The 25,872-nt window shown below is 53.3% G+C and carries 25 protein-coding genes; 21 read left to right on the top strand and 4 right to left on the bottom strand.

Annotation, left to right across the window (positions count from 1 at the left end; genetic code table 11):
* Positions 1-63: 63 nt before the first annotated feature.
* Complete coding sequence (gene pspF, locus DD606_RS02295) at positions 64-1,056, bottom strand: phage shock protein operon transcriptional activator (RefSeq protein WP_170970035.1); 993 nt, start codon at positions 1,054-1,056, stop codon at positions 64-66.
* A 151-nt stretch (positions 1,057-1,207) separates the two neighbouring features.
* Between pspF and pspA the strand changes: the two genes are divergently transcribed.
* The 15 genes from pspA (at position 1,208) to DD606_RS02220 (ending at position 15,637) form a co-directional block, all read left to right on the top strand.
* Positions 1,208-1,876, top strand: a complete 669-nt coding sequence (pspA, locus tag DD606_RS02290) for a phage shock protein PspA (protein WP_022651342.1) — start codon at positions 1,208-1,210, stop codon at positions 1,874-1,876.
* A gap of 49 nt (positions 1,877-1,925) precedes the next feature.
* On the top strand, positions 1,926-2,150 hold the full coding sequence (gene pspB / locus DD606_RS02285) for an envelope stress response membrane protein PspB (RefSeq protein WP_003856853.1): 225 nt from the start codon (positions 1,926-1,928) through the stop codon (positions 2,148-2,150).
* Positions 2,150-2,509 carry an envelope stress response membrane protein PspC gene (pspC, locus tag DD606_RS02280; protein WP_003856855.1) on the top strand — a complete coding sequence of 120 codons (360 nt, stop codon included), beginning with the start codon at positions 2,150-2,152 and terminating at the stop codon, positions 2,507-2,509. Before pspB ends, pspC begins: the two co-directional genes overlap by 1 nt.
* Before the next feature lie 12 nt (positions 2,510-2,521).
* Positions 2,522-2,746 (top strand): phage shock protein PspD, encoded by a 225-nt coding sequence (gene pspD, locus DD606_RS02275; RefSeq protein ID WP_003856857.1) that lies wholly within the window; start codon positions 2,522-2,524, stop codon positions 2,744-2,746.
* Between the two features lie 195 nt (positions 2,747-2,941).
* Positions 2,942-4,639 (top strand): sugar phosphorylase, encoded by a 1,698-nt coding sequence (locus DD606_RS02270; RefSeq protein WP_129258137.1) that lies wholly within the window; start codon positions 2,942-2,944, stop codon positions 4,637-4,639.
* 13 nt (positions 4,640-4,652) lie between these two features.
* Positions 4,653-5,945, top strand: a complete 1,293-nt coding sequence (locus DD606_RS02265; protein WP_129258135.1) for an ABC transporter substrate-binding protein — start codon at positions 4,653-4,655, stop codon at positions 5,943-5,945.
* 21 nt (positions 5,946-5,966) lie between these two features.
* Positions 5,967-6,848 (top strand): carbohydrate ABC transporter permease, encoded by an 882-nt coding sequence (locus DD606_RS02260; protein ID WP_003856862.1) that lies wholly within the window; start codon positions 5,967-5,969, stop codon positions 6,846-6,848.
* Positions 6,835-7,677 carry a carbohydrate ABC transporter permease gene (locus DD606_RS02255; protein ID WP_015570402.1) on the top strand — a complete coding sequence of 281 codons (843 nt, stop codon included), beginning with the start codon at positions 6,835-6,837 and terminating at the stop codon, positions 7,675-7,677. The genes DD606_RS02260 and DD606_RS02255 overlap by 14 nt, the downstream gene beginning before the upstream one ends.
* A gap of 28 nt (positions 7,678-7,705) precedes the next feature.
* A complete protein-coding gene (locus tag DD606_RS02250) occupies positions 7,706-8,758 on the top strand; it encodes a zinc-binding alcohol dehydrogenase (protein WP_003856866.1) in 1,053 nt (350 codons plus the stop codon).
* Between the two features lie 16 nt (positions 8,759-8,774).
* Positions 8,775-9,563 (top strand): sugar phosphate isomerase/epimerase, encoded by a 789-nt coding sequence (locus DD606_RS02245; RefSeq protein WP_003856868.1) that lies wholly within the window; start codon positions 8,775-8,777, stop codon positions 9,561-9,563.
* Between the two features lie 11 nt (positions 9,564-9,574).
* Positions 9,575-10,633 carry a Gfo/Idh/MocA family protein gene (locus tag DD606_RS02240; RefSeq protein WP_129258133.1) on the top strand — a complete coding sequence of 353 codons (1,059 nt, stop codon included), beginning with the start codon at positions 9,575-9,577 and terminating at the stop codon, positions 10,631-10,633.
* Positions 10,627-12,906: a glycoside hydrolase family 65 protein gene (locus DD606_RS02235; protein ID WP_129258131.1), complete on the top strand. Its 2,280-nt coding sequence runs from the start codon at positions 10,627-10,629 to the stop codon at positions 12,904-12,906. Before DD606_RS02240 ends, DD606_RS02235 begins: the two co-directional genes overlap by 7 nt.
* Entirely contained in the window at positions 12,896-13,561 is a 666-nt protein-coding gene (gene pgmB / locus DD606_RS02230; protein WP_129258129.1) for a beta-phosphoglucomutase, read from the top strand. Before DD606_RS02235 ends, pgmB begins: the two co-directional genes overlap by 11 nt.
* Before the next feature lie 13 nt (positions 13,562-13,574).
* Positions 13,575-14,657 carry an ABC transporter ATP-binding protein gene (locus DD606_RS02225; RefSeq protein WP_129258127.1) on the top strand — a complete coding sequence of 361 codons (1,083 nt, stop codon included), beginning with the start codon at positions 13,575-13,577 and terminating at the stop codon, positions 14,655-14,657.
* A 65-nt stretch (positions 14,658-14,722) separates the two neighbouring features.
* On the top strand, positions 14,723-15,637 hold the full coding sequence (locus DD606_RS02220) for an OmpG family monomeric porin (protein WP_023314240.1): 915 nt from the start codon (positions 14,723-14,725) through the stop codon (positions 15,635-15,637).
* 33 nt (positions 15,638-15,670) lie between these two features.
* Here the strand turns inward: DD606_RS02220 and DD606_RS02215 are convergent, their stop codons facing one another.
* Positions 15,671-16,681: a LacI family DNA-binding transcriptional regulator gene (locus DD606_RS02215; protein WP_003856881.1), complete on the bottom strand. Its 1,011-nt coding sequence runs from the start codon at positions 16,679-16,681 to the stop codon at positions 15,671-15,673.
* Positions 16,682-16,836: 155 nt separating this feature from the next.
* Between DD606_RS02215 and DD606_RS02210 the strand changes: the two genes are divergently transcribed.
* From DD606_RS02210 to tyrR, 3 genes are all read left to right on the top strand, one after another.
* The gene (locus tag DD606_RS02210; protein WP_045336517.1) at positions 16,837-18,234 is read left to right on the top strand and encodes a YcjX family protein; all 1,398 of its coding nucleotides are present in this window, start codon (positions 16,837-16,839) and stop codon (positions 18,232-18,234) included.
* Positions 18,231-19,283, top strand: a complete 1,053-nt coding sequence (locus tag DD606_RS02205; RefSeq protein ID WP_032609317.1) for a YcjF family protein — start codon at positions 18,231-18,233, stop codon at positions 19,281-19,283. The genes DD606_RS02210 and DD606_RS02205 overlap by 4 nt, the downstream gene beginning before the upstream one ends.
* Positions 19,284-19,394: 111 nt before the next feature.
* Entirely contained in the window at positions 19,395-20,936 is a 1,542-nt protein-coding gene (gene tyrR, locus DD606_RS02200; RefSeq protein ID WP_003856887.1) for a transcriptional regulator TyrR, read from the top strand.
* A 34-nt stretch (positions 20,937-20,970) separates the two neighbouring features.
* Here the strand turns inward: tyrR and tpx are convergent, their stop codons facing one another.
* On the bottom strand, positions 20,971-21,477 hold the full coding sequence (gene tpx, locus DD606_RS02195; protein ID WP_003856889.1) for a thiol peroxidase: 507 nt from the start codon (positions 21,475-21,477) through the stop codon (positions 20,971-20,973).
* 106 nt (positions 21,478-21,583) lie between these two features.
* On the opposite strand from tpx, the gene ycjG reads away from it, so the two are divergent.
* Positions 21,584-22,549, top strand: a complete 966-nt coding sequence (ycjG, locus tag DD606_RS02190) for an L-Ala-D/L-Glu epimerase (RefSeq protein ID WP_129258125.1) — start codon at positions 21,584-21,586, stop codon at positions 22,547-22,549.
* On the opposite strand, the gene mpaA is transcribed toward ycjG, so the two are convergent.
* The gene (gene mpaA, locus DD606_RS02185) at positions 22,540-23,253 is read right to left on the bottom strand and encodes a murein tripeptide amidase MpaA (protein ID WP_022651338.1); all 714 of its coding nucleotides are present in this window, start codon (positions 23,251-23,253) and stop codon (positions 22,540-22,542) included. The genes ycjG and mpaA overlap by 10 nt on opposite strands.
* Before the next feature lie 183 nt (positions 23,254-23,436).
* Between mpaA and DD606_RS02180 the strand changes: the two genes are divergently transcribed.
* Complete coding sequence (locus tag DD606_RS02180) at positions 23,437-25,053, top strand: ABC transporter substrate-binding protein (protein ID WP_045343273.1); 1,617 nt, start codon at positions 23,437-23,439, stop codon at positions 25,051-25,053.
* A gap of 614 nt (positions 25,054-25,667) precedes the next feature.
* A partial coding sequence (locus DD606_RS02175; RefSeq protein ID WP_139158309.1) for a type VI secretion system contractile sheath small subunit occupies positions 25,668-25,872 on the top strand: 205 nt, incomplete at its 3' end.

The raw sequence follows: 25,872 nt of genomic DNA, 5'->3' as shown, positions 1-25,872 counted from the left end.
CTGCAAAGTGTATCGCACTTACGCCTGCTTCGTAAAAATGTCTGGGGGTAAGTGCTGATAATGTCAGCGCATTTGATGTTTTTTGAGCAATGCCCTTAACTGATGGTAGGTCAGGCCCAGCAGTTCAGCCGCCCGTTTCTGATTATATTTCGCCTCTTTCAGGCTCTGCTCGAGCAAGTTTTGTTCCTGCTGATGCTGGAACTGGCGTAAATCGAGCGGCAACGCCGGATCCTGCTGGCGCGTCGCCGGAGCCGGGGGCTGTTTATCCTCGCGACGAAACGGATCGAGAATAATGTTGTCCAGTTCGGTCTCGCTGCTGCCATGCCGGTAAACGGACCGTTCCACCACGTTTTTCAGTTCACGAATATTGCCCGGCCAGTGGTAACCGAGCAGGGTCCCGGTGGCCCGTTCGCTGAAGCCCGGAAAGAGCGGCAGACCCAGTTCCCGGCACATCTGAATGGCAAATTGATCGGCTAGCAGCATGATATCGCTGCGCCGCTCCCGCAGCGGCGGCAGCTGAACGACATCGAAAGCCAGCCTGTCCAGCAGGTCGGCGCGGAATTTGTCTTCTGCCACCATCGCGGGCAGGTCGGCGTTAGTAGCGCACACCAGGCGAACGTTAACCTGGAGCGGCTGACTGCCGCCAACGCGTTCCAGTTCGCCATACTCAATGACGCGCAGCAGCTTTTCCTGCACCAGCATCGGCGCGGTCGCCAGCTCGTCGAGAAAGAGCGTTCCGCCATCGGCGCGCTCAAAGCGTCCGGGATGGCGTTTTTGTGCGCCGGTAAAGGCGCCAGCTTCATGACCAAACAGCTCGGTGTCGAGCAGATTTTCATTCAACGCCGCGCAGTTAAGGGAAATAAAAGGGCCGTCCCAGCGGCCAGACAGAAAGTGCAGGCGGTTAGCGATAAGTTCTTTACCCGTTCCGCGCTCACCGATAATCAGCACCGGTTTATTCAGCGGCGCGAGGCGCGAAACCTGTTCAAGCACTTCCAGGAAGCTGTTGGCTTCGCCAAGCAAATTATCCTTATAGTCAGCCATGATGAAATTAACCACTCCTTAGTGATATTCACCAGGTGAGAATAGCCGCTGGATGGATAAATATCAATCACATTGAGTAAAATCAATAAGATAAAAAGTTGGCATGGGATTTGTATTATCTGTTCAGCAGGGCATCGCCCGATAACAGAACTATGAGGATTGAATTATGGGTATTTTTTCTCGTTTTGCCGACATCGTGAACGCCAACATCAACTCGCTGCTGGAGAAAGCGGAAGATCCGCAGAAGCTGGTGCGCCTGATGATTCAGGAGATGGAAGACACGCTGGTTGAAGTACGCTCCACCTCCGCCCGCGCGCTGGCAGAGAAAAAGCAGTTAACACGTCGTATCGAGCAGGCGACTGCCCAGCTTAACGAGTGGCAGGAAAAAGCGGAACTGGCGCTGCGTAAAGATAAAGAAGATCTGGCCCGCGCTGCGCTGATTGAGAAGCAGAAGCTGACCGACATGGTTGCCACGCTGGAACATGAAGTGACGCTGGTGGATGATACTCTGACGCGTATGAAGAAAGAGATTGGTGAGCTTGAAAACAAACTCAGCGAAACCCGTGCACGTCAACAGGCGCTGGCGCTGCGCCACCAGGCTGCAAGCTCGTCCCGCGACGTGCGTCGCCAGCTGGACAGCGGCAAACTGGATGAAGCAATGGCGCGTTTCGAATCGTTTGAACGTCGTATCGACCACATGGAAGCGGAAGCCGAAAGCCACAGCATCGGTAAGCAGAAAACCCTGGATCAGCAGTTTGCTGACCTGAAGGCCGATGATGAAATTAGCGAGCAACTGGCTGCGCTGAAAGCCAAAATGAAACAAGACAACCAATAATAATTCCTGCGGCACCTGAGCGTGCCGCATCGTTAGACAAGGAGTACACATGAGCGCGCTTTTTCTGGCTATACCCCTGACCATTTTCGTGCTGTTTGTTCTGCCCATCTGGTTATGGCTGCACTACAGCAACCGCTCTTCACGCGGTGAGCTGTCGCAGAGTGAACAACAGCGGCTGGCGCAGCTCTCTGCCGAGGCAAATAAAATGCGCGAACGTATTCAGGCGCTGGAAGCCATCCTGGACGCGGAACACCCAAACTGGAGGGAACGGTAATGGCTGGACTGAATCTGAATAAAAAACTGTGGCGGATCCCACAGCAGGGCATGGTTCGGGGCGTTTGCGCCGGGCTGGCGCACTATCTGGATGTCCCGGTAAAACTGGTGCGTGTGGTCACCGTATTGTCGATTTTCTTCGGTCTGGCCTTTATTACACTGGTGGCATACATCATTCTGTCGTTTGTACTCGATCCTATGCCGGAAGGTGAGCTGAATGCTGAGAACACGCCAACCAGCAGCGATCTCCTGAACGCGGTGGATGAACAGCTGAGCGCAGGGGAGAAGCGATTGCGCGAGATGGAACGTTATGTCACCTCCGATACCTTTACGCTGAGAAGTCGTTTTCGTCAGCTTTAAGAGAGAACTTACATGAAACAAAACTGGCAACAGGCCGGTCAGAAGGTAAAACCCGGCCTGAAAATCGCAGGTAAACTGGTTCTGATGACGGCGTTACGTTATGGCCCGGCCGGTGTGGCGGGTTGGGCGATCAAGTCTGTTGCCCGCAAGCCGGTCAGAATGATGCTGGCGGTCGCTCTGGAGCCGCTGTTACAGAAACTGGCAAAACGCGTTTCCCGGCGCTACTTGTCACGCTAGATCCTCCCGCATAAGCCCTTTCTCCCCCAGAGAAGGGGCATGACTTTACTTTCTGCGTTTCTTCTGCTTTTCTGCTTTCTTTGCGGCAGCTCACAATAATGCGTTGCGCTGCGCTGAGAATGCTGCTTTCTGCCCCCGGGTCCGTTGACAGTTATTTTTCATGGGAGTAGATTGCCACTCCGTGGGACCGCTACCATGGAAAATAATGTGAACGCAAAAATTAAAAAACTCATCAATCATATCTACGGTGAATCATTTTCAGATGCACACCTTAACGTGTTATTAACTAAGCTTGAAAAAGCGGCGGCTAATATTACGGAAAAGCGTAAGTCAGGCTGGGATGAAAAAGACGTTGTGCTGATTACCTATGCCGATCAGTTCTCCACAAAAGGGGAGCAAGCGTTGCCGGTATTTACCCGGTTCTATAATGAATGGCTTTCTCGTACGTTTTCCCATGTCCATCTGTTACCTTTTTATCCGTGGTCTTCGGATGATGGATTTTCCGTTATTGATTATCACGAGATTGCTCCTGAAACAGGAACCTGGCGAGATGTCGCGGAATTAAAACATTCAGCCAGCTTAATGTTTGACTTCGTTTGCAATCATATGTCAGCGAAAAGCGAATGGTTTGCTAATTATCTTGCGCAGAAGCCGGGCTACGAAGATTTCTTTATTTCTGTCGACCCCGAAACCGATTTATCCGCGGTGACGCGTCCACGCGCATTACCGCTGCTGACGCCGTTCACGCTTCATGATGGCAGCGTTCGTCATCTGTGGACCACATTCAGCGATGACCAGATCGATCTCAATTTCGCCTCGCCGCAGGTGCTGATTGCCATGGTTGACGTTCTGCTCCATTACCTCATGGAAGGGGCGCGTTATATCCGTCTGGATGCGGTCGGGTTTATGTGGAAGATCCCGGGAACCACCTGTATCCATCTGGAACAAACCCATTGCCTTATCCAGCTGTTCCGCGCCATTACGGACGCTGTGGCGCCTGGAACGGTGATCATCACTGAGACAAATGTTCCCCACAAAGACAATGTCTCTTACTTCGGTGATGGTGAAAATGAAGCCCAGATGGTCTATCAGTTTTCCTTACCTCCGCTGGTGCTGCATGCTGTTCATCGTCAGGATGTTAAAGCCCTATGCCAGTGGGCGGGGTCACTGGCGCTGCCTTCAACTCATACCACCTGGTTTAATTTCCTGGCCTCGCATGATGGTATCGGTTTGAACCCGTTACGCGGCATCCTTCCGGAATCAGAGATCCTCTCGCTGGTTGAAAAGCTTCAGCAGGAAGGCGCGCTGGTCAACTGGAAAAATAATCCTGACGGTACGCGAAGCCCCTATGAAATTAATGTCACCTATCTTGATGCGTTGAGTTTGCGAGACAGCTCAGATGATGAGCGCATTGCACGGTTCATCCTGGCGCATGCTGTGTTGTTAAGTTTTCCTGGCGTACCGGCTGTATATATTCAAAGCATTCTCGGTTCGCGTAACGATTATGAAGGTGTCGAACGTCTTGGATATAACCGCGCAATAAACAGGAAGAAATACACCGCAGGTCAGGTTGATCTGGAACTCAATAATAAGAAGAGTATTCGTTATAAAATTTATTCTCGTTTGAGTGAGCTTATTGCTATTCGTCGCGGCGAGAGTGCGTTCCATCCGGATAGCCAGGCTATTTTTGACGCAATCGGCGAACATATTCTTAAAATTGTTCGTGTTGCTGAAAATGGCGAGCGAATGACAGCATTATTTAATTTTAGCAATAAAATGCAGACCATTTATGGACAAACGCTCTTTGGTAGGGAATTACTATCAGGACACGATATTAGCGGTACGGAACTGAACCTCAATCCATGGCAGGTAATGTGGATTAAAGAAAACTAAAAAGGACCCTAAAATGAAAATGCCCAAAATTGTGCTGTTATCAGCACTGGTTTCGTGCGCCCTGTTATCAGGCTGTAAGGACGATAAAGCATCTCAGGTCACCATTGAGTTTATGCACTCGTCGGTAGAACAGGAGCGTCAGGCAGTTATTACGAAACTGATCGAAAAATTCGAGAAAGAGAACCCGACTATTACGGTGAAACAGGTACCCGTTGAGGAAGATGCCTATAACACCAAGGTCATTACGTTGGCCCGTACCGGCGCGCTGCCGGAAGTGATTGAAGTCAGCCATGACTACGCCAAAGTCATGGATAAAGAGCAACTGCTGGACCGTGACGCGATCGGCAACGCGATTAAAGCCGTCGGTGAAGATACCTTTTATGACGGCATTTTACGCGTTGTTCGCACTGAAGACGGCAAGGCATGGACGTGGGTGCCGGTTAGCGCCTGGCTGTCCGGCGTCTGGTATCACAAAGATGCGCTCGCGGCAGCAGGAATCGAAGAACCGCACAACTGGGAGCAACTGCTGAAGGCCAGTCAGGCGCTCAACGATCCGGCGAAAAAACATTACGGTATCGCGCTGCCAACCGCAGAAAGCGTTATGACCGAGCAGGCTTTCTCGCAGTTTGCGTTGTCAGGCGGAGCCAACGTCTTTGATGCAAACGGCAACGTGAAAATCGATACCCCTGAAATGTCGAAAGCGCTGGCGTTTTATCGGGCACTGGCCGCGAACACCATGCCGGGCTCGAATGATGTTATGGAGATCAAAGACGCCTTCATGAACGGCTCTGCGCCGATGGCCGTTTATTCCACCTATATCCTGCCCGCGGTCTACAAAGATGGCAATCCGGCCAACCTGGGGTTCGTGGTCCCGACGGAAAAATCATCAGCCGTGTACGGCATGATCACCTCGTTGACTATCACGACCGGCCAGACCGAAGAGGAAACGCAGGCGGCAGAAAAATTTGTGACCTGGATGGAGCAGGCTCAAAACGCGTCTGACTGGGTGATGATGTCCCCTGGTGCGGCGCTGCCGGTGAACAAACTCGTGGTGGGCACTGAGAGCTGGAAAAACAACGACGTGATCAAAGCCTTTGGTCAACTGCCTTACGAGCTGATTGCGCAGTTCCCGAACGTCCAGGTATTTGGCGCCGTAGGCGACAAAAATTTTACCCGCATGGGAGATGTTACCGGGTCCGGCATTATCAGTTCCATGGTGCATAACGTAACGGTGGGACAAAAAGATCTCAATGCGACGTTAAGCAACAGCCAGAAGAAACTGACTGACCTGATCTCACAACGATAGGAGCGCTTTGCGAAGGGAATTATGAAGACGTTGTTTTCTGGTCGTTCAGATATGCCTTTCGCCATGCTGCTGTTGGCCCCCAGCCTGATTTTGCTGGGGGGCCTGGTGGCCTGGCCAATGATTTCCAACATTGAAATCAGTTTTTTACGTTTACCGCTGAACCCGCGTATTGATGCGGTGTTCGTCGGCCTGGATAACTACATTCGCATTCTGGGCGATGCTGCGTTCTGGCACTCCCTGTGGATGACGTTCTGGTATACGGCGCTGGTCGTGCTCGGCAGCACCGGGTTGGGACTGGCCGTAGCGATCTTCTTTAACCGTGAATTCCGCATGCGGAAAACGGCACGTTCACTGGTGATTCTGTCCTACGTGACGCCGTCTATTTCACTAGTATTTGCCTGGAAATACATGTTCAACAACGGCTACGGGATTGTGAACTACCTGGGCGTTGATCTGCTGCATCTCTACGATCAGGCGCCGCTGTGGTTCGATAATCCTGGCAGTAGTTTTGTCCTGGTTGTGCTGTTCGCCATCTGGCGTTACTTCCCGTACGCCTTTATCTCGTTCCTCGCAATTTTGCAGACCATTGATAAATCATTGTACGAAGCGGCAGAGATGGACGGGGCGAATGCCTGGCAGCGTTTTCGTATCGTGACGTTGCCCGCCATCATGCCGGTGCTGGCCACGGTGGTCACGCTGCGAACCATCTGGATGTTCTACATGTTTGCGGATGTGTATCTGCTCACCACCAAGGTCGACATTCTGGGCGTATATCTCTACAAAACCGCCTTTGCGTTCAATGACCTGGGTAAAGCAGCCGCCATTTCCGTTGTGCTGTTTGTGATCATCTTCGCGGTCATTCTGCTGACCAGAAAAAGGGTAAACCTCAATGGCAACAAATAAACGCGTTCTGGGCCGTATCGGTTTTTATCTGGGACTGGCGCTATTCCTGATTATCACGCTGTTTCCGTTTTTTGTGATGTTGATGACGTCATTCAAAAGCGCGAAAGAGGCGATCTCGCTGCACCCGACCATTCTGCCGCAGGAGTGGACGCTACAGCACTACATCGACATCTTTAACCCGCTGATTTTCCCGTTTGTGGATTACTTCCGTAACAGCATGGTGGTGTCGCTGACCTCCTCGGTCATTGCGGTGTTTCTCGGCACGCTGGGCGCGTATGCGTTATCCAAACTGCGCTTTAAAGGACGCACGACGATCAATGCGAGCTTCTACACCGTCTATATGTTCTCCGGGATCCTGCTGGTGGTGCCGCTGTTCAAAATCATCACCGCGCTCGGCATTTATGACACCGAACTGGCGCTGATCATCACCATGGTGACGCAGACGTTGCCTACCGCGGTCTTTATGCTGCGCAGCTATTTCGACACCATCCCGGACGAAATCGAAGAAGCCGCGATGATGGACGGCCTGAACCGCCTGCAAATCATCTTCCGCATCACCGTGCCGCTGGCGATCTCGGGTCTGGTGTCGGTCTTTGTCTACTGCTTCATGGTGGCGTGGAATGACTATCTGTTCGCCTCCATTTTCCTGTCCAGCGCCAGCAACTTCACGTTGCCGGTGGGGCTGAACACGCTCTTCAGTACGCCAGATTACATCTGGGGTCGCATGATGGCGGCATCGCTGGTAACGGCACTTCCGGTCGTCATTATGTATGCCCTGTCTGAACGTTTCATTAAAAGTGGTTTGACCGCCGGCGGCGTGAAGGGCTGAGGCGGCCGATATTAACAAGGAGTCAGTCATGAAAAAATTAGTTGCGACAGCGCCTCGTGTAGCGGCGCTGGTGGAATACGAAGATCGTCCTGTTGCAGCACATGAGGTGAAGATTCGTGCCCGTTATGGTGCCCCGAAACACGGCACCGAAGTCGTGGATTTCCGCGCGGCAAGCCCGTTCATCGATGAAGAGTTCAACGCTGAGTGGCAGATGTTTACCCCGCGTGAAAAAGGTGCAGCGCGCGGCATCGAATTTGGTAAATTCCAGCTGGGGAACATGATCGTCGGCGACATCATCGAATGTGGTGCGGACGTGACGGAATACCAGATCGGCGACAGCGTCTGCTGCTACGGCCCGTTGCAGGAAACGGTCATCGTAAACGCGGTGAACAACTATAAGCTGCGCAAAATGCCGCAGGGCGCATCCTGGAAAAACGCCGTTTGCTACGATCCGGCGCAGTTCGCCATGAGCGGCGTGCGTGATGCTAACGTCCGCGTAGGGGATTTCGTCGTGGTTGTGGGGCTGGGCGCGATTGGCCAGATTGCGATTCAGCTGGCGAAAAAAGCCGGCGCGTCAGTGGTTATTGGTGTCGATCCTATCGAACATCGCTGTGAGATCGCCCGCCGTCACGGTGCAGACCACTGCCTGAACCCAATCGGTACCGATGTCGGTCTGGAAATTAAGAAACTGACCGGCAAGCAGGGCGCCGATGTGATCATCGAAACCAGCGGATTTGCAGATGCGCTGCAATCTGCGCTGCGCGGTCTCGCCTACGGTGGAACGATCTCCTACGTGGCTTTCGCCAAGCCGTTTGCGGCAGGCTTCAACCTTGGTCGCGAAGCACACTTCAATAACGCCAAAATTGTCTTCTCCCGCGCATGCAGTGAACCCAACCCGGATTATCCGCGCTGGAGCCGCAAGCGTATTGAAGAGACCTGCTGGGAATTGCTGATGAACGGTTATCTCAATTGCGAAGATCTGATCGACCCGGTCGTCACCTTCACCACCAGCCCGGAAAGCTATATGAAGTATGTCGATCAGCACCCGGAACTCAGTATCAAAATGGGCGTCACTTTTTAAGCTAAGGACAGCAATCATGAAAATCGCAACACAAAACCAGGCCTTTTTCCCGACCGCTATCATGGAAAAATTCGAATACATCAAAGCGATGGGATTTGATGGCTACGAAATTGATGGCCGACTGCTGGTGGAAAACCTCGACGAAGTAAAAGCGGCTATCAAAGCCACCGGCCTGCCGGTCACGACGGCCTGTGGCGGATACGATGGCTGGATCGGGGATTTCATTGAAGAACGCCGCCTGAACGGTCTACAGCAGATTGAACGCATTCTGGAAGCGCTGGCAGAAGTGGGCGGAAAAGGGATTATCGTTCCGGCTGCCTGGGGGATGTTTACCTTCCGTCTGCCGCCAATGACTTCGCCACGTAGTCTGGACGGCGATCGCAAAGCGGTCAGCGCTTCCCTGCGCTGGCTGGATGAGGTGGCAGCGCGCACCGGTACTACCGTCTACCTGGAGCCGCTGAACCGCTATCAGGATCATATGATCAACACTCTGGCCGACGCGCGTCGTTATATCGAAGAGAACGGCCTGAAGCACGTGCAGATCATCGGTGATTTCTACCACATGAATATTGAAGAAGACTCCCTGACGGAAGCGCTGCATCAGAACCGCGACCTGCTGGGTCATGTGCACATTGCTGATAACCACCGCTATCAGCCGGGCAGCGGCAGCCTCGATTTCGCCAGCCTGTTCGATCAGCTGCGTGCCGATAATTATCAGGGTTACGTCGTGTACGAGTGCCGGGTGCGTGCCGACGATCCGGCTCAGGCCTATAAGGACTCTCTCACTTACTTGCGTGAATGCTAAGGATGACGAGCGTGATGAGTGCTTCTACACCTTTGCCTCTGCGCGTCGCCATCATTGGCGCCGGGCAGGTTGCAGACAAAGTGCATGCCTCGTATTACGCCACGCGCAGTGATGTTCAAATGGTGGCTGTCATGGACAGCCGCCTTGAGCAGGCACAGGCGTTCGCGGAACGTTATGCTATTCCATCGGCATGGCAGGACGCTCACGAGATGTTGCAGGAAGTAAAACCGGATGTGGTGAGCGTCTGTTCGCCTAACCGGTTCCATTTTGAACATGTGATGGCGGCTCTCGAAGCAGGTTGTCATGTGATGTGTGAAAAGCCGCCGGCGATGACGCCGCACCAGGCGGATGAGATGCGTCTCGCGGCGCGCAAGGCCGGAAAAGTCCTCGCGTACGATTTTCACCATCGCTTTGCGCTGGATACCCAGCTCCTGCGCGATGCGGTAATGAACGGAACGCTCGGTGAAATTTACTTCACCTCCGCGCAGGCGCTGCGTCGTTGCGGTGTGCCGGGGTGGGGCGTTTTCACCAATAAATCGCTCCAGGGCGGCGGGCCGCTGATCGATATCGGCATTCATATGCTGGACGCCGCGATGTACGTGCTGGGTTTCCCGCCCGTGAAGCGGGTAACCGCGCACAGCTTCCAGAGACTGGGGAACCGGAAACACACCGGCCAGTTTGGCGAATGGGATCCTGCGCAGTTTACCGTGGAAGATGCCCTGTTTGGCACGATTGAGTTCTGCAACGGTGGCATTCTGCGTCTGGACACCTCTTTTGCGCTTAATATCCGCGAGCAGTCGATCATGAACGTCTCTTTCTGCGGTGAGAAGGCGGGTGCAACGCTGTTCCCGGCACACATTTATAACGACGAAGCCGATGTTTTACAGACGCTGACCCAGCGGGAAGAAGCTGACGATCGCCGACATCTGCGCAGTATGGACGCGTTTGTTCGCCACGTATTGGGCGAGCCGGTCATGATTGCCGATGCGGAGCAGGGGCTGGTGATCCAGCAATTAGTCGCGGCGTTATATGAAGCCGCGGAAACAGGGGAAAGCGTGACGTTATGCTGAACCAGTCTGTATTAACCGATCCGGGCTTTTGCCCGCATAGCCTGAATAAGTACGCGTCCATTATGGCCTGCGGCAATGGCTACATGGGCATTCGCGCCACGCATGAAGAAGATTACACCCAGCAGACCAGAGGCATGTATCTCGCGGGGCTGTATCATCGCGCGGGACGCAACGAAACCACAGAGCTGATCAATCTGCCGGATGTCACCGGAGTTGAAGTTGAGCTGGACGGCGTCAATTTCACGCTCCTTTCAGGCGAAATTCTTGAGTGGCAACGCGAGCTGGCCTTTGCTAACGGCGAACTGCATCGTAACGTTGTCTGGCGTTCGCCGGACGGAAAAGGCTATCGCCTCGAGAGCCGTCGTTTTGTTTCGCTGGACCAGTTACCCTTAGTGGCAATGCAGCTCTCAATTACACCGCTTGACGGCGCCGCACAGGCCGTGCTGAAAACCGGCATAGATGCGACACAGACGAACAGCGGCAGGCAGCATCTGGATGAAATCTCGGTCAGGGTTTTTGACCAGCACTACATGCAGGGTGTGTATGAAACGCTGGACCGGGCGTCTGAAGTTGTTGTTTCGGCGTTTTGTCAGCTCTCCGCTAAGAGCGACAGCTGTTTCACCGCCAAAAATCGTCGCCTCAGCGTTCATCATTCTCTGACTATCTCGAAAGGTGACACCGTCACGCTTGAGAAAATCATCTGGCTGACGCATCGCAGCGATAAAGCGCTCTCGCAGGAGTCTTTCGCCCGCAACGCGCTGGCCGATCTCAAAGTCTGCGCGGCAAGAGGCTACGATGCGTTGCTTGAAAGCTCAGCGTATGCCTGGAAAGCGGTATGGCGTGACGCTCGGGTGGAAGTGACTTGTGCAGAACAGCAGGATCAGCTTGCGCTGGATTATGCCGTCTGGCACCTGACGACAATGACGCCAGCCCATAGCGAAAGAAGCAGCATTGCCGCGAAAGGGTTGACGGGGGAAGGGTACAAAGGGCACGTCTTCTGGGATACCGAAATTTTCCTGTTGCCGTTCCATCTGTTTACCCGTCCACAGATTGCCCGCAGCCTGCTGCGCTATCGCTGGCTGAATCTTTCTGGCGCGCGTGAAAAAGCACGCCGTAACGGTTGGCCGGGCGCGTTGTTCCCGTGGGAAAGCGCCGCCAGCGGAGAGGAAGAGACGCCAGAATTCGCAGCCATTAACATCCGCACCGGGGTTCGCCAGAAGGTCGCCTCCGCACTCGCTGAACACCACATCGTGGCTGATATTGCCTGGGCCGTTGTCGCTTACTGGCAGGCAACACACGACGATGCCTTTATGCGCAATGAGGGTCTGACGCTGCTGATGGAAACCGCTTCGTTCTGGATGGGACGCGCGACGGAAATTAATGGTCGTCTTGAGATCCATGACGTGATCGGACCGGATGAATACACCGAGCATATCAACAACAACGCTTACACCAACTATCTGGCCTGGCACAACGTGGCCTGCGCGCGTCAGTTTATGGCGAAATTTGGGCGTGAAGATGCGCGTTTTACGGAGAATGCCGGTAAGTTCCTGGCGCGCCTGTGGCTGCCAGAGGCCGACGCAGAGGGTGTGATCCCGCAGGATGATACCTTCATGGCAAAACCTGCCATCGATCTGAGCCGCTATAAAGCCAAAGCGGGTAAGCAAACCATTCTGCTTGATTACTCTCGCGCGGAAGTGAACGAGATGCAGATCCTGAAGCAGGCCGACGTGGTGATGCTTAACTACCTGCTGCCGGAACGGTTTACGCCGCAGCAATGTGCCGCCAATCTGGCGTTCTACGAGCCACGCACGATCCATGATTCATCCCTGAGTAAAGCCATTCACGGCATTGTGCTCGCACGCTGCGGTGACACCGAGGGGGCGTATGCCTTCTGGCGCGATGGGATTGCCATCGACCTGGGGGACGACCCGCACAGCAGTGATGACGGTATTCATGCCGCCGCCACCGGTGCGATCTGGTTGGGCGCCATTCAGGGATTTGCTGGCCTGCACATTAGCGAAGGGGAGCTGCATCTTGCGCCGAAGCTGCCTGCTCACTGGCAGAAACTCGCCTTCCCGCTGCGGTGGCGGGGCGCAACAATACACATTACCTGTGAAGATGACCTGTTAACCATTGAAACCACCGCACCTGTCACGTTGACGCTGTGGGGTAAAACGCTGCATGTATCAGGGCGAAAGGTCTGTGAGCGTAAGGACTTTCTTGTACCTGTTAATGGGACCGCTACCACGGAGGGGCGCCATGACGCTTAACGCTGTTGTATTCGATCTGGACGGGGTGATCACCGATACCGCGCATCTTCACTTTCTGGCCTGGCGCGCCGTGGCGGAGGAGATTGGTATCACCTTCGACGAAGTATTTAACGAACAGCTGAAGGGAATAAGCCGTATGGACTCCCTCCAGCGCATTCTGAAACATGGCGGGAAAGAGGGGATGTTCAGTGACGAGCAGCGCCTGGCGCTGGCGACGAAAAAAAACGCGCTTTACGTCCAGTCGCTGGCATCACTGAAGCAGGATTCGCTGCTGCCGGGTATTCGCGACGTGCTGGCGGATATTCGCGCCGCGAAGGTCAAAATTGGCCTGGCATCCGTATCGCTTAATGCTCCTGGGATTTTGCACGCGTTGGGTATTCATCAGGCTTTCGATTTTTGCGCCGATGCTTCGCGTATTAGCCGCTCAAAGCCGGACCCGGAAATCTTCCTTGCGGCCTGTAAAGGACTGAACGTGCGTCCTGAAGAGGCCATTGGTATCGAAGATGCCGCCGCAGGGGTAGATGCGATCAACGCCGCAGGAATGCTGTCGGTCGGGATTGGGCCTGGCCTGAACCATGCGGGATTACAACTTCATTCAACGCAGGAACTGACCTGGGAACGCCTGACGGCTTTCTGGGCATCCCGGGCGTATTGATAAGGAATTAATAATGGCTCAACTGTCTCTGAAACACATTCAGAAAATTTATGATAACCAGGTCCACGTGGTGAAGGATTTCAACCTCGAAATTGAAGACAAAGAATTTATCGTCTTCGTCGGTCCATCGGGTTGTGGGAAATCCACGACGCTGCGAATGATTGCCGGCCTCGAGGAGATCAGCGCGGGTGAACTGATTATTGACGGGGTTTGCATGAATGATGTTCCCGCAAAGTCCCGTGATATCGCGATGGTCTTCCAGAACTATGCGCTCTATCCGCATATGACGGTCTACGACAACATGGCGTTTGGCCTGAAAATGCAAAAAATTGCGCCCTCCGTCATTGAAGAACGCGTTACCTGGGCGGCACAGATCCTGGGCTTGCGCGATTACCTCCAGCGTAAACCTGGCGCGTTGTCCGGCGGTCAGCGTCAGCGCGTGGCGTTAGGCAGGGCGATAGTGCGCGAAGCGGGGGTGTTCCTGATGGATGAGCCCTTATCCAACCTTGATGCCAAACTTCGTGTGCAGATGCGCGCTGAAATCAGCAAGCTGCATCAGAAGCTTAATACCACCATGATTTACGTGACGCACGATCAGACGGAAGCCATGACGATGGCGACCCGCATCGTGATTTTAAAGGACGGCATCATTCAGCAGGTGGGCGCGCCGAAGCAGGTCTACAACGAGCCGGCGAATATGTTCGTTGCAGGATTTATTGGCTCACCGGCGATGAACTTCATTCGTGGCGCAATCGACGACCGCTATTTTGTGACGGAAACGCTGCGTCTGGAGATCACGGAGGACAAGCTGGCCGTACTGAATGCGCAAGGTTACCAGCGTAAAGCGGTTGTCTTTGGGATCCGTCCGGAAGATATTCTCACCGTACAGCGAAGCGGCGAAAACATCACGGCGAAGATCAGCGTTGCTGAGCTGACCGGGGCTGAATTTATGCTTTATGCCACCGTGGGTGGGCATGAACTGGTTGTCTGTGCGGGAGCGGCGGATGATTACGTTGCCGGAGATAATATCGGCATCCAGTTCGATATGAATAAGTGCCATTTCTTCGATGCTGATACTGAAACAGCTATTAGATAAGAAAGGTGTTCGCCGGAAATGAAAGTTTCCGGTTTTTTGTATGTTAATTATAAAGGAATATTTTAATGAGTACTCTACTAAGAAGTGCTGCGCTCGTCCTGTGCGCAGGGGTGAGCTGCGCGCAAGCAACTGAATCAGCCAAACAGTGGGAATTTAATATTGGCGCCATGTATGAAATTGAAAACGTCGAAGGTCAGGCCGACGATAAAGATGGATTATATGAACCCTCCGTGTGGTTTAATGCCACTTGGGATGCATGGACCATTTCGCTGGCTATGTATCAGGAAGGGCCGGTTGATTACAGTAGCATGACGCGCGGCACCTATTTCGATCGTCCCGAAGTAGAATTACGCTATCGTATTATTGGTACCGATGATTTCACGCTGGGACTGACGGGTGGTTTCCGTAATTACAGCTATCATTTCAAAGATGAGGATGGCGCGAAAGCGGGCAGCGCAAATATGCAGCGCTATAAAATTCAACCGGACTGGGATGTAAAATTAACCGATGACTGGCGTTTTGGCGGATGGTTTGCCATGTACCAGTTTGCGAATGACCTGGCAAAAACCGGTTATTCTGACAGCCGTGTTGAAACGGAAACCGGTTTTACCTGGACAATTAACGAAACCGTCTCTGCAAAAGTTAATTACTATTTAGAGCGGGGTTTCAATATGGACAGTTCACGTAATAACGGTGAATTCTCCACTCAGGAAATTCGCGCCTATCTGCCGATTTCATTGGGTCAGACGACACTAACGCCTTATACCCGTCTGGGACTCGATCGCTGGTCAAACTGGGACTGGCAAGACGATCCTGAGCGTGAAGGACATGATTTCAACCGTTTGGGTATGCTGTACGCCTATGATTTTAACAATGGTTTATCCATGACGCTGGAATATGCCTACGAATGGGAAAACCATGACGAAGGGGAAAGTGACCGCTTCCACTATGCCGGTATCGGCGTGAATTACGCGTTTTGATAACACTTCACCAGGGGCGTTTGCCCCTGGTTTTTAGCGTAATGAAGCCGCATCTGAAAAATGCGTTTCAACCAATACCTTATGCGGGGCAGGTTTACCCGCAATGCACCTGAACAACAAATCGCAGCTCTCTTCGCCCAGCTTTCTCGTGGGGATATCAAAACCGCCTGGTGCAGGGGTTAAAATGAGAGATAGCATCGGGTCGCTGTATCCTGCCATTGCGACCTGTTCCGGGATCGTCAGATTTAGCTCATCCGCGGCACGATAAAGACTTAGCAATTTCATGCTGTCCGTCGCAAAAACTGCATCAGGCGGGTTGTCTGATGAGAGTAGCTGACAGGCCGCCTGAAGCGCGCTTTCATGGGTATATCCGCCATCAATAACCCAGTCCGGATTAATCGCAATACCGTGCTTCTCAAGGCTCGATTTATAGCCCGCCAGGCGATCGATAGAAACGTGATAATCGAGCGGGGCATGCAGGCAGGCAATTTTAGTGCGACCATGTTTGATAAATGAGTCGGTTAATATGGCGCTGTCGTGGAAATTATCCGTGTCGACAGAATAGATATTCTGGTAATTGCCTTCCACTTTACCAATAACGACCACGGGCACACCGTATTCGTCCAGCGTCGCGAAAAAAGACTCGTTCGCCGGCGAGCTTAGCATGATGATCCCTTTGATCATCTTCTGCTTTATTTTACCCACGCATTTTTGCAGATCATCTTCGCTGCTTTTGGACGTTTGTAAAATAACATCAAAACCTTCTTCTTCTGCTTTTGCCGTTATGGCATGCAGTACATCAGAGAAAAACGGATTCCCTGCGGTGGTTTTGGTTGAACGGGTCGAAATAACCATAATGGCGTCGAAGCCAGAAGAGGTGAGTGCGCGGGCAAGTTTATTCGGTTGATAATTTAATTCTTCTATCGCCTTCAACACCTTTTCGCGCGCTTCAGGAGAAATATTCGTTTGTTTATTCAGAACGCGCGACACGGTTGATTTCGAAACGCCAGCAACGCGGGCAATATCATAGATGGTGGGTGACATACACCTTACTCACTCCAGACGGACAGCAATTGCGCCCATCTTACTGGAGAGAAAACGGCAATAGCAATAATTAAGAATTGATAATCAACGATCTGCCCCAATTTACTGTATTCTGAAGTGACTTTTTTCAGGGTTCCAGGCAATGAAGGACGGCGATGAAGCGACTTAAAAACGAATTCAATTCTCTGGTGAACCGTGGCGTTGATCGCCATTTGCGTCTTGCCGTGACGGGGCTGAGCCGCAGCGGTAAGACAGCATTCATTACGGCGATGGTCAATCAGCTGTTGAACCTGCATGCAGGGGCGCGCCTGCCACTGCTTAGCGCAGTGCGCGAGGAGCGGTTGCTGGGGGTGAAACGCGTACCGCAACGTGATTTTGGCATCCCCCGTTTCACCTATGATGAAGGTCTGGCGCAGTTATACGGGGAACCTCCCGCCTGGCCCACCCCGACGCGTGGCGTGAGCGAAATCCGTCTTGCGCTGCGTTTCCGCTCGAATGAATCCCTGATGCGTCACTTCAAAGAAACGTCCACGCTCTATCTCGAAATTGTGGATTATCCGGGAGAATGGCTGCTCGATTTACCGATGCTGGCGCAGGATTACCTGAACTGGTCCCGACAGATGACCGGTTTGTTGCAGGGGCAGCGGGCAGAGTGGTCGACCAAATGGCGCCAGCTTTGCGAAGGGCTGGACCCGCTGGCGCCGGCGGATGAAAACCGTCTGGCCGTCATAGCCGAAGCCTGGACGGATTACCTGCATCAGTGCAAGCAGGAGGGGTTGCATTTCATTCAGCCGGGCCGCTTCGTTCTGCCGGGTGATTTAGCCGGTGCTCCCGCGCTACAGTTTTTCCCGTGGCCGGACGTTGACAGCATCGGCGAATCGAAACTGGCGCAGGCGGACAAGACCACCAACGCCGGTATGCTCCGCGAGCGATACAATTATTACTGTGAGAAGGTGGTTAAGGGCTTTTATAAAAATCACTTTTTACGCTTTGACCGCCAGATCGTGCTGGTGGACTGCCTGCAACCGCTCAACAGCGGGCCGCAGGCGTTCAATGATATGCGGCTGGCGCTGACGCAGCTGATGCAAAGCTTTCATTATGGCCAGCGTACGCTGTTTCGCCGTTTGTTCTCGCCGGTCATCGACAAGCTGCTGTTTGCCGCCACAAAAGCTGACCATGTGACGGTCGATCAGCACGCCAACATGGTATCCCTGCTGCAACAGCTGGTGCAGGATGCCTGGCAGAATGCGGCCTTCGAAGGGATCAGCATGGACTGTCTGGGGCTGGCGTCCGTACAGGCAACGCAGAGTGGGTTGATTGACCTGAATGGCGAGAAAATTCCGGCCCTGCGGGGCAACCGTCTCAGCGACGGTGAGCCGCTCACGGTCTATCCGGGGGAAGTTCCGGCGCGTCTGCCGGGCCAGGCATTCTGGCAAAGCCAGGGTTTTCAGTTCGAAGCCTTCCGTCCGCAGAGCATGAACGTTGACCAGCCATTGCCGCATATCCGTCTGGATGCTGCGCTGGAGTTTTTAATTGGAGATAAATTGCGATGACGGAACCGTTAAAACCACGCATTGATTTTACCGGCCAGCTTGAGCAGACGCCCCATGAGGCGTTTAAAACGGCGCAAACCTTCAGCGGCCCGCAGGCCGACAACTTTGCTCCCGTGCTGGCAGACGAGCCGATGGTTGAAGAGGGGCAGGCGGAAGCGGTGGTTGATGCGGCACTGCGCCCGAAACGCAGCCTGTGGCGTAAGATGGTGACCGCCGGGTTAGCCCTTTTTGGTGTGAGCGTAATCGGCCAGGGCGTGCAGTGGGGCGTCAATGCCTGGCAAACGCAGGACTGGGTGGCGCTGGGGGGATGCGCCGCCGGGGCGTTGATTGTTGGTGCGGGCGTTGGCTCAGTCGTCAGCGAGTGGCGTCGCCTCTGGCGTTTGCGTCAGCGTGCCCACGAACGCGATGAAGCGCGGGATCTGCTGCACAGTCACGGCACAGGAAAAGGGCGTGCTTTTTGTGAAAAGCTTGCGGCTCAGGCCGGGATAGATCACTCTCACCCGGCGCTTCAGCGCTGGTATGCGGCGATCCACGAAACCCAGAATGACCAGGAAGTGGTCACGCTCTATGCGCACATTGTTCAGCCGGTACTGGATGCGCAGGCTCGTCGTGAGATCAGCCGTTCGGCGGCGGAATCTACCCTGATGATCGCCGTCAGTCCGCTGGCAATGGTGGACATGGCCTTTATCGCCTGGCGCAACCTGCGTCTGATCAACCGCATCGCCAGGCTGTACGGCATTGAGCTTGGCTATTACAGCCGACTGCGCCTGTTCAAACTGGTGTTGCTGAATATCGCCTTCGCCGGGGCAAGCGAACTGGTACGGGAGGTCGGGATGGACTGGATGTCGCAGGATCTTGCGGCGCGTCTCTCTGCCCGGGCGGCGCAGGGGATTGGTGCCGGTCTGCTGACGGCACGCCTGGGTATCAAAGCGATGGAGGTTTGTCGTCCACTCCCCTGGATCGATGGCGATAAGCCGCGGCTGGGGGATTTCCGTCGCGAATTGATTGGCCAGCTTAAAGAGACGCTCAATAAAAAACCTGCTCAGTGAGGTTTTGTTTACTAATCGTGCGGGCTGTCAATATTTGTTGACAGCCACCTTCCCGAACACCGTGATCTGACATATCATTTTACTGTTATTGGCTTAAACGGTGAATTTCCCATGCGTCTGGAAGTCTTTTGTGAGGACCGTCTCGGTCTGACCCGCGAGTTACTCGATCTTCTTGTTTTACGTAGCATTGATTTACGTGGCATAGAGATCGACCCTGTCGGGCGAATTTACCTCAATTTTGCCGAAATTGAATTTAATACCTTCAGTAGCCTGATGGCGGAAATCCGCCGTATCGCTGGCGTTACGGATGTACGTACCATCCCCTGGATGCCGTCCGAGCGGGAACATCTTGCGCTGAGCGCGCTGCTGGAAGCAATGCCGGAGCCGTTTCTCTCTCTCGATCTGAAAAATAAAGTCGAGCGCGTTAACCAGGCCAGCTGCCAGCTGTTTGCGCAGACTCAGGAAAAACTTATCGGGCACCACGCCACGCAACTGATCACCGGTTTTAATTTCCAGCGCTGGCTGGACAGCAACCCGCAAAATACCCATAGCGAGCATGTCGTCATCAACGGACAGAATTTCCTGATGGAGATCACGCCGGTCTACCTGAAAGGGGAAAATGCCGCGCGGGTGCTGACCGGCGCAGTGATCATGCTGCGCTCCACGGTGCGAATGGGGCGTCAGTTACAGAACCTTTCCAGCCAGGACGTCGGCGCATTCAGCCAGATTATTGCGGTGAGCCCGAAGATGCGTCATGTGATCGACCAGGCGCGCAAGCTGGCAAATCTTACGGCGCCGCTGCTGATTACCGGGGATACCGGTACGGGGAAAGATCTGCTGGCGCATGCTGTGCACATGGCCAGCCCGCGTGCGGCAAAACCGTATCTGGCGCTGAACTGCGCCTCTATTCCTGAAGATGCCGTTGAAAGTGAGCTGTTCGGGCATGCACCGGAAGGTAAAAAAGGCTTCTTTGAACAGGCGAATGGCGGCTCGGTGCTGCTGGACGAGATTGGCGAAATGTCGCCACGCATGCAGGCGAAACTGCTGCGTTTCCTCAATGACGGCACGTTCCGCCGCGTGGGGGAAGATCATGAAGTTCACGTGGACGTGCGCGTCATCTGCGCCACCCAGAAAAACCTGGTGGAGCTGGTGCAGAAAGGGGTATTCCGCGAAGATCTCTACTATCGTCTCAACGTTCTGACGCTCAATATTCCGCCGCTGCGCGATTGCCCACAGGACATCATGCCGTTGACAGAACTGTTCGTGGCCCGTTTTGCCGATGAGCAGGGCGTGCCGCGTCCGAAGCTCTCTGCCGACCTGGGCACCGTGCTGACGCGTTACGGCTGGCCGGGCAATATTCGTCAGCTTAAAAATGCGGTCTATCGCGCATTAACTCAGCTTGAAGGGTATGAACTGCGCCCTCAGGATATTCTATTGCCGGATTACGATGCCGGGACGGTCTCGGTAGGCGAAGAGGCAATGGAAGGCTCGCTGGATGACATCACCAGCCGTTTCGAGCGTTCGGTGTTAACGCAGCTATATCGCAGCTATCCGAGCACGCGCAAGCTGGCTAAACGTCTTGGGGTGTCACATACCGCGATTGCGAATAAGTTGCGCGAGTATGGGTTAAATCAGAAGAAGGGTGACGAATAAATAAAAAAGCCTCTTTGCAGAGGCTTTTTTACGTTTAGGCTTTAAGCGCCTCAAGTGCAGCGGTGTAATCCGGTTCGGTAGTGATTTCGTTGACCAGCTCACTGAAAACAACGTTGTCGTTTTCGTCGATCACCAGCACCGCTCGAGCAGCCAGACCCTTCAGCGCGCCTTCGGAAATGGCAACACCGTATTTCTCCAGGAAATCAGGGCTGCGCAGAGTGGAAAGGGTGATGACGTTGCTCAGGCCTTCAGCGCCGCAGAAGCGGGACTGGGCAAACGGCAGGTCAGCAGAAATGCACAGCACTACGGTGTTGTCCATTTCGGTCGCCAGCTGGTTGAATTTACGCACTGATGCAGCGCAAACGCCAGTATCGATGCTTGGGAAAATGTTCAGGACTTTACGTTTGCCAGCAAACTGGCTCAGCGTGACGTCAGACAGATCTTTAGCCACCAGAGTAAAAGGCTGTGCTTTGCTGCCAGACTGTGGGATGGAACCTGCAACAGCAACCGGGTTGCCCTGGAAATGAACGAGTTGTGACATAGATATCTTCCTGTTTACAAATAGTTAACGTCGTGGCTAGTGTATGTCATCCGCAGTTAGCACGGCAAACCAATTTTCTGCCTTTCCGGCCTGCAAGGAGTCAGTGATGAGAAGCGTTAAGGTCTATGAAGAAGCCTGGCCATTGCACACCCCGTTTGTGATCTCGCGCGGCAGCCGTAATGAGGCCTGCGTGGTCGTGGTTGAATGTGAAGAGAACGGCGTAAAAGGCGTCGGAGAATGCACCCCTTATCCACGTTACGGAGAAAGCCTGGCGTCAGTCATGGCGCAAATTATGACGGTAGTGCCCGAGTTGCAGGCGGGTCTGACGCGTGAGGCTCTTCAGCTTCGGTTGCCGGCCGGCGCGGCACGCAACGCGATTGACTGCGCACTCTGGAGTCTGGAAGCGGCGAAACAACAAAAACCGCTGCCTGCGCTGCTGGACGTTGCGCTGCCGCAATCGATCGTCACCGCGCAAACGGTGGTCATCGGTGAACCAGAGCAAATGGCCGCCAGCGCTCAGGCGTTGTATGCCACCGGTGCAACATTATTAAAGGTGAAGCTCGACGATCGTCTGATTAGCGAACGCATGGTCGCCATTCGTACGGCGGTGCCTGATGCCACTCTTATCGTCGATGCGAACGAATCATGGCACAGCGAAGGGCTGGCAGCCCGTTGTCAGCTGCTTGCCGATCTGGGCGTCGCCATGCTGGAGCAACCCCTCCCGGCAGGAGACGATGCCGCGCTGGCGAATTTTATTCATCCGCTTCCCGTCTGTGCAGATGAAAGCTGTCATACCCGTGCGAGCCTGTCAGCTCTCAATGGACGCTACGAAATGGTGAACATTAAGCTGGATAAAACAGGTGGATTAACCGAGGCCCTGGCACTGGCACAAGATGCGCAGGCGCAAGGCTTTGCTCTGATGCTGGGCTGTATGTTGTGCACGTCCAGAGCGATCGGCGCTGCGCTCCCGCTGGTGAACAGCGTGCGTTTTGCCGATCTGGACGGCCCAACCTGGCTGGCGGTTGACGTCTCACCCGCGCTGAATTTTACCTCCGGCGTACTTCATCTTTGAGGCTGCCAGCGCAGGAGATCTGTCATCGCCCGCAGGTATTTTTCGCTCGCTTCATCCGAGGAGATGGGCGGAAACTCTGCGGTGATACAGTGAAGGCTGAGGTCTGCGCACCAGCTGCCAAACGACCCGGGTGTTTCATAGCCAACGCTGCTCACCAGAGGTAGAGCAAACGCATCCGCCAGCCACTGCCCGAGCGCCGTATGACGAGGATCTTCAATACAGGCGAGGGGATCGTGGAAAGAGACAACCCAGGCCGGGTGGATCTTATGAATAAGCTGGCACAGCGCCTGAGTCTCCGGTTCGGAACCGGGTTTGTCTCCTGTGAGCAGGACCACATCTCGCTCCTGCGCCGAACTGTTCCAGCGATACACCGTTTCACCGGCGCGCCAGTTTGCCGCCGGGAAGTTCCTGTTCAGGTCAACGCCGCGTGCATTCGCCCGTAATCCAAGCTGACAACCGTCCGGGTTGACGGACAAAATCACATGATGACGTCGTAAATCGGGGGCCAGCGTACGTAGCGCGCACGAGAGCGTCACGACAGACGAGTTTTCATCGCCATGCGTGCCTGCAATGATTAAGCCGCTATTGCGATCGGCCTTGGGGGCCGGAAACCAGATCAGCGGCGCGCCTAAAAATGAGCGTCCATAATGTTCAGTTCCTGGCGGGAAGGCACCGCGTTCCGTTCTTGGTCGGGTAGTTGCCATAGTAAACCCTGATGATAAAGTCACTTCTGGCAGTGTTGTGCAAAAGCCGCGCTTAATCAAATAGTTTCCGTGTGTGTGGAAAATTGCCTGACATCAACTTTCCGGAGGAAGCATTTGCATTTCTCCGTTTCGAAACAAATAATTACGCATCTGCCTGTTACCTGACATCATTAAGGGGATCGTATGAAGCATCCTGTTTCGCTTCTTTGTACTGCGCTGTGGCTGTGCGGGCTTTCTTCACTTTCATATGCCGCGGAGGTTCCCGAAGGAACGGTTCTGGCGCAAAAGCAGGAGCTGGTTCGACATATCAAAGATGAGCCCGCTTCGCTCGATCCGGCAAAAGCGGTGGGATTGCCCGAGATACAGGTGATTCGCGACCTCTATGAAGGGCTGGTAAATCAGAACGAAAAAGGGGAGTTAGTTCCCGGCGTGGCGACGCGCTGGCAGAGCAATGACAACCGCGTCTGGACGTTCACGCTGCGGGATAACGCTAAGTGGTCTGACGGTACCCCAGTGACGGCACAAGATTTTGTCTATAGCTGGCGTCGTCTGGTTGATCCTAAAACAACGTCACCTTTCGCCTGGTTTGCGGCGCTGGCGGGCATTAACAATGCCCAGTCCATCATCGACGGCAAAGCTGCTCCGGATACGCTCGGCGTGACGGCGGTCGATGCTAAAACGCTGCGCGTGCAGCTGGACAAACCGCTACCCTGGTTCAGTAATCTGACGGCTAACTTCGCGTTTTATCCTGTTCAAAAGGCCAATGTGGAGAGCGGTAAGGAATGGACGCGCCCTGGCGCGCTCATTGGCAACGGTGCTTATGTGCTGAAAGATCGCGTGGTGAATGAAAAACTGGTGGTTGAGCCGAATTCACATTACTGGGATAACGCCAGGACGGTGCTTAAAAAAGTCACCTTTGTGCCAATCAACCAGGAGTCCTCAGCGACCAAACGCTATCTGGCGGGCGATATCGATATTACAGAATCGTTTCCGAAAAACATGTACCAGAAGCTGCTTAAAGATATTCCGGGACAGGTATATACACCGCCACAGCTTGGGACCTATTACTACGCGTTTAATACGCAAAAAGGCCCAACCGCGGATGCACGCGTACGTCTCGCGCTCAGCATGACTATCGACAGACGTATTATGGCGGAAAAAGTCCTGGGGACCGGCGAGAAACCGGCCTGGCATTTTACTCCCGATGTCACTGCGGGTTTTACGCCGGAAACCTCGCCATTTGAGCAGATGTCACAGCAGGAGCTGAATGCGCAAGCGAAAACGTTGTTGCAGGCGGCAGGCTATGGCCCTCAGCGTCCGCTAAAATTAACGCTGCTGTATAACACGTCTGAAAACCACCAGAAAATCGCGATTGCCGTTGCATCCATGTGGAAGAAAAATCTGGGTGTTGACGTTAAGTTGCAGAATCAGGAGTGGAAAACCTACATCGACAGCCGCAATACCGGGAATTTTGACGTCATCCGTGCATCGTGGGTAGGGGACTACAACGAGCCGTCGACATTCCTGTCGCTGCTGACCTCCTCCCATAGCGGGAATATCTCACGATTCAACGACCCTGCTTACGATAAGATTATTCATCAGGCGACGCTCGAAACCACTGAAAAAGCGCGTAATGCCGATTACAACATGGCCGAGAAGATCCTCACCGAGAAAGCACCGATTGCCCCTATTTATCAGTACACCAATGGACGTCTCATCAAGCCATGGGTTAAAGGTTATCCGATAAATAACCCAGAGGATGTTGCGTACAGCCGTACAATGTATATTGAAAAGCATTAAAAAGAGGTCAGGGCGCTACGTGATTATGGTAAACATCCATTAACCGCATAAGCGCCCGCTCTCAGGGGGCATGATTTTACAGCCTGGTTAATACCGTATATCCCCTTCATATCAGCCCATCACTCATTGTCATGATGAATATCTTCAGAGAGATTCTTTCTCCCGTTTATCGAAAAACGCGTAGTCATTTATTCGCCATTCCTGTAGCAGTATAGTCATTACTGTTTTCAAGATTAAATTTGTCCGATACAGGATTTTTTCATATTCAGGCCATTTATTGAATTAAAGCCTTATTTCTCTGCGCTGTTACGGGGTGTGTTAATAAATGCATTGATGTAAATCAATTATTCAACCTCATGGAACAATAAGTTCAATATTTCCAATCAAAGCAGTCATTTCTGCCAAATTAATGTGAATAAATAGTTAATTTTTACTGTGTATCATGTATCTATGGCATTTATGAGTACACTAATTTAGTGGAATATTCTTAAGAAAAGTCTAATGGTAGATCTTTGATCTGGGAAGTTGATTTTAAATGGGGTTTTGCTCTAATATGGCTTTGTAAAGAAACGTCACTCACTTAACATTTATTTCTTTTAAAGAAAGGGATTGCTATGGCCGATTCATTCCAGAATGAGGTGCCCAAGGCACGCATAAATTTAAAGCTGGCTCTGCATACAGGTGGCGCGCAAAAGAAAATCGAACTGCCGCTTAAACTCCTCACCGTCGGTGATTTCAGTAATGGAAAAGAGAATCGCCCATTATCGGAAAGGGAGAAAATCAACGTCAATAAAAATAACTTCAACAGCGTACTTTCGG

This window comes from Enterobacter cloacae complex sp. GF14B (genome assembly GCF_004136805.1).
In the GTDB taxonomy this organism is placed as follows: Bacteria; Pseudomonadota; Gammaproteobacteria; order Enterobacterales; family Enterobacteriaceae; genus Enterobacter; species Enterobacter hormaechei_C.
The sequence above is the reverse complement of the archived record's forward strand: the minus strand, read 5'-3'. Positions and strand labels throughout refer to the sequence as shown.